This window comes from Thermohalobacter berrensis (assembly GCF_003609645.1).
Taxonomy (GTDB): domain Bacteria; phylum Bacillota; class Clostridia; order Tissierellales; family Thermohalobacteraceae; genus Thermohalobacter; species Thermohalobacter berrensis.
Genome location: NZ_MCIB01000032.1, coordinates 1 through 3,276 on the forward strand (window position 1 = coordinate 1; position 3,276 = coordinate 3,276).

Sequence of the window (3,276 nt, forward strand, 5' to 3'; positions counted from 1 at the left end):
TTTTTCTGTCGACTCTTAATACTATATCAAATTTTCGATTTGCTGTCAACAGTTTTTTTGAATTTTTTATAGAAATTTTTCTTTTGTTCACAGACAATTAATACTATAGCAAATAATAAATTAACTTTCAAGAGGTATTTTTTGTTAATTATATATTTTTTAAAACTTTCTTTAGATTGTGCAAATCATCTATGTAGGTCTGTTTTAATTGTTTCCTATAGATTACGGCAGCTGGATGATATAAAGGATAAAGAAGATACTCATTATTATTTTTTATTATTACATTTAAATTCTTACCATGGACTTTTCCAATACTAACATTATCATCAGTAAGGGTTTTTAGTGGTACATTTCCAAGTGTAACTATAATTTTGGGGTTAATTATATTTATTTCTTCTATTAAATAATCTTTAAATTGATTTATTTCTTTTTTAGTAGGTGCCCTGTTTATTTTTCTGCCTGTTTTGCTACTTGCTTTAGTTGGTCGAAACTTAACTACATTTGTTATGTATATATCTTTTCTTTCAAGTTCCAAAATATTTAAAAACTCTTCTAAATATTTACCAGCTTGACCTACAAAGGGTTTCTTTAATTCAACTTCCTTGGCTCCTGGTGCTTCACCAATAAGGATGATTTTACTATCTAAGTTTCCATTTCCAAAAACAAGTTCTTTCTCTATAAAATTATCCTTTAGTTTTTTATTTAGTTTAGCAATTGCTTCTTGTTTCATTTTTATCTTCCTTCCATATATTATTATTTATTTAAAAGTCTAAGTTAATTCATTATATTTAGCTTTTATACTTTTAAAATCATCCCAAGCAGGCTTTTTCTTACTTTTATCCCTTAATATTGCAGCGGGATGGAAAGTAGCAATAATATTAAAGGTACCCTTTTTAAACCATTTTCCTCTATCCATAGTTACTCTAAAATTAGGAGATATAATATTTCTCCCTGATACTGCTCCAAGACATACTATTATCTTTGGATTTATTAATTTAACCTGCCATCTTAAATATTCTATACATTTTTCACTTTCTTTTTCAAATGGATTTCTATTATTAGGAGGTCTACACTTAACAATATTGGTAATGTAAACATCCTTTCTATCTAAGTTTATAGCTTTTATCATCTTAGTTAATAATTGTCCAGCTACACCTACAAAGGGCCTTCCCTGTATGTCTTCATTGTATCCTGGTCCTTCTCCTATAAACATTATATCCGCTTTCACATTGCCTTCTCCAAATACTACATTAGTTCTATTTTTATAAAGGTCACATTTTTGGCACAGCTTACAATAATTTTTTACTTCCTCTAATGTATACATTTTCCTTCCTCCAGTATGTACACTATTTATAATATATTATTCCATAGTTTAAGTTTAAAAACAAACAAAAAAAGAAAGGCAATTATATAGCCTTTCATTTACCAAGTATATCTTTAAGTGCAATATTAAAAAGTTCCCTAAGCTTTTCTCCATTTATCTTATAAAAAACTCTATTTTGATCACCAGACTCATATTTAATTACTCCAATATCAAATAACTTGTTTAGGTGATAAGACATACTAGCAGAAGTTGGAATATCAATCATATAATCACTAACTAAAAAGTTTAAAAATGCAGCATATTTTAATAATGAAAATAAAACTTTATTTAATTTAATATATCTAAATTCTTAAAATATATTAAATTTTTTTCCTAATAGTTCTTTATTTTCTTTTCTATAATTTTGTATATTATTTATATAGCTACACATAATATTAGTGTCGGGAACATGGTGGTTGAGCCCAGACTCATATATGCTCCTATTTGGGGGTATATATGGGTCGGCCGAAGATTGCATGTGGGTCGAAAGGCTCACATGCAGTCGGAGGGAAGATCTTATATGGTTGGGAAAGGTTCTATTGTAGTCGATTATTTTGATTGCAATAGGGTCCCAACCTATCATATAAGGTCGAGCTAAGATCCTGTATGGTGTCGATGTAGAATTTTTTAATTCTACTAATGGTTCTATACAGCCGAGAGGTTGTATAGGGCTGTTAAGATATCATGCAGGGTTGAACAGACCACTATCATAGGTAGTGACCTGCTTGGTCATGGTCGAAAGATCATGGCTTGGTAATAAGCTATCTATGGTGGTGTAAGGTAGATCACTATGTTCTCGACTTTTATTTTATCTTAAGTTTTAAGCTAGATGCTTTCAATTTTATGAAGTACTATTTATATAGGGAGGAAAACAAATGCAAAACCTCAATGAAAATACAACAACTCCACAGGATCTTAAAAAAGCAACTACAAATGTTACTAATTTTCAAGGAAAATTTAACTTAAATAAATCTGGTTTTGACCCTAATATGCCTGGCCATTCGACAAATCATCAAATGATTTTACGTCAACAGCCGAGAACTATAAAAGAGACAGGTGCAGGTATAGGTCTTCCTAAAGAAGTACGTCTAGAAATGGCTCTTATGCTTGATGATCATCAATGTGCTTTAACAGTTGCATTGCATCAATATAATAAGCATCATTGGTTAACAGAAGGAGCCGAATCCTTCTTAAGTTTACACCATCTACTTGAAGAGCATAGAGATAAAACTGTTGAGCATATTGATAAGATTGGTGAACGTGTTGCAAGATTGGGCTGTGTTCCTACTGCACATCCAGTTACTCAACATGAACTATCCTATATTAAGCATGAAGTAGAAGGCCGCTATACAATGAGAGATTTTATTCGTAATGACCTTGAACATGAATTAAAAATTCAAGAAATGCTTAGAAAAACAATAGATAGAGCCCATGAATTAAAAGACTATGGAACAGCAGAGGTTTTACAGGAAGTATTACAAGATCGAGAAGATTTAGGTTATCATCTATATAGTGTTTTAGAAGATGACTCATTAGTACGAGGCATGGTTCATTTAGTAGATAACAATTATGACATGGTTGGAGACAGACTTATTGACCCTCATAATAAACTTCAGTAATTGCGAAAAAAGCTCGGATTTTCCGAGCTTTTATAACTTTATAATTCAATTATTCAGGCCTGACCCCTTTATTGCATTAAAAAAACACCTACCACAAATGTGATAGGTGTTTCTTACCCGGCAGCGACCTACTCTCCCAGGGCGTCTCCGCCCAAGTACCATCGGCGCTGGAGGGCTTAACTTCTGTGTTCGGAATGGGAACAGGTGTGACCCCTCCGCTATTGCCACCGGATTTAAAGCCTAACGGCTTAATTGCAAACGAAGTTTGTAATTTCAAAGCTGCATAGTAAGTAT

General features: G+C 31.8%; 4 protein-coding genes and 1 rRNA gene. 1 reads left to right on the forward strand and 4 read right to left on the reverse strand.

The window, feature by feature from the left end; all coding sequences use genetic code 11:
- Positions 1-148: 148 nt before the first annotated feature.
- From BET03_RS09985 to BET03_RS13680, 3 genes are all read right to left on the reverse strand, one after another.
- Positions 149-730, reverse strand: a complete 582-nt coding sequence (locus BET03_RS09985; protein WP_120169892.1) for a uracil-DNA glycosylase — start codon at positions 728-730, stop codon at positions 149-151.
- Positions 731-769: 39 nt separating this feature from the next.
- Positions 770-1,324 (reverse strand): uracil-DNA glycosylase, encoded by a 555-nt coding sequence (locus BET03_RS09990; RefSeq protein WP_120169894.1) that lies wholly within the window; start codon positions 1,322-1,324, stop codon positions 770-772.
- Between the two features lie 94 nt (positions 1,325-1,418).
- Positions 1,419-1,589 (reverse strand): helix-turn-helix domain-containing protein, encoded by a 171-nt coding sequence (locus tag BET03_RS13680; RefSeq protein WP_183108823.1) that lies wholly within the window; start codon positions 1,587-1,589, stop codon positions 1,419-1,421.
- A gap of 649 nt (positions 1,590-2,238) precedes the next feature.
- On the opposite strand from BET03_RS13680, the gene BET03_RS09995 reads away from it, so the two are divergent.
- Positions 2,239-2,982, forward strand: a complete 744-nt coding sequence (locus tag BET03_RS09995; protein ID WP_120169896.1) for a Dps family protein — start codon at positions 2,239-2,241, stop codon at positions 2,980-2,982.
- A 115-nt stretch (positions 2,983-3,097) separates the two neighbouring features.
- Here the strand turns inward: BET03_RS09995 and rrf are convergent.
- A 5S ribosomal RNA gene (rrf, locus tag BET03_RS10000) occupies positions 3,098-3,214 on the reverse strand.
- Positions 3,215-3,276 lie beyond the last annotated feature (62 nt).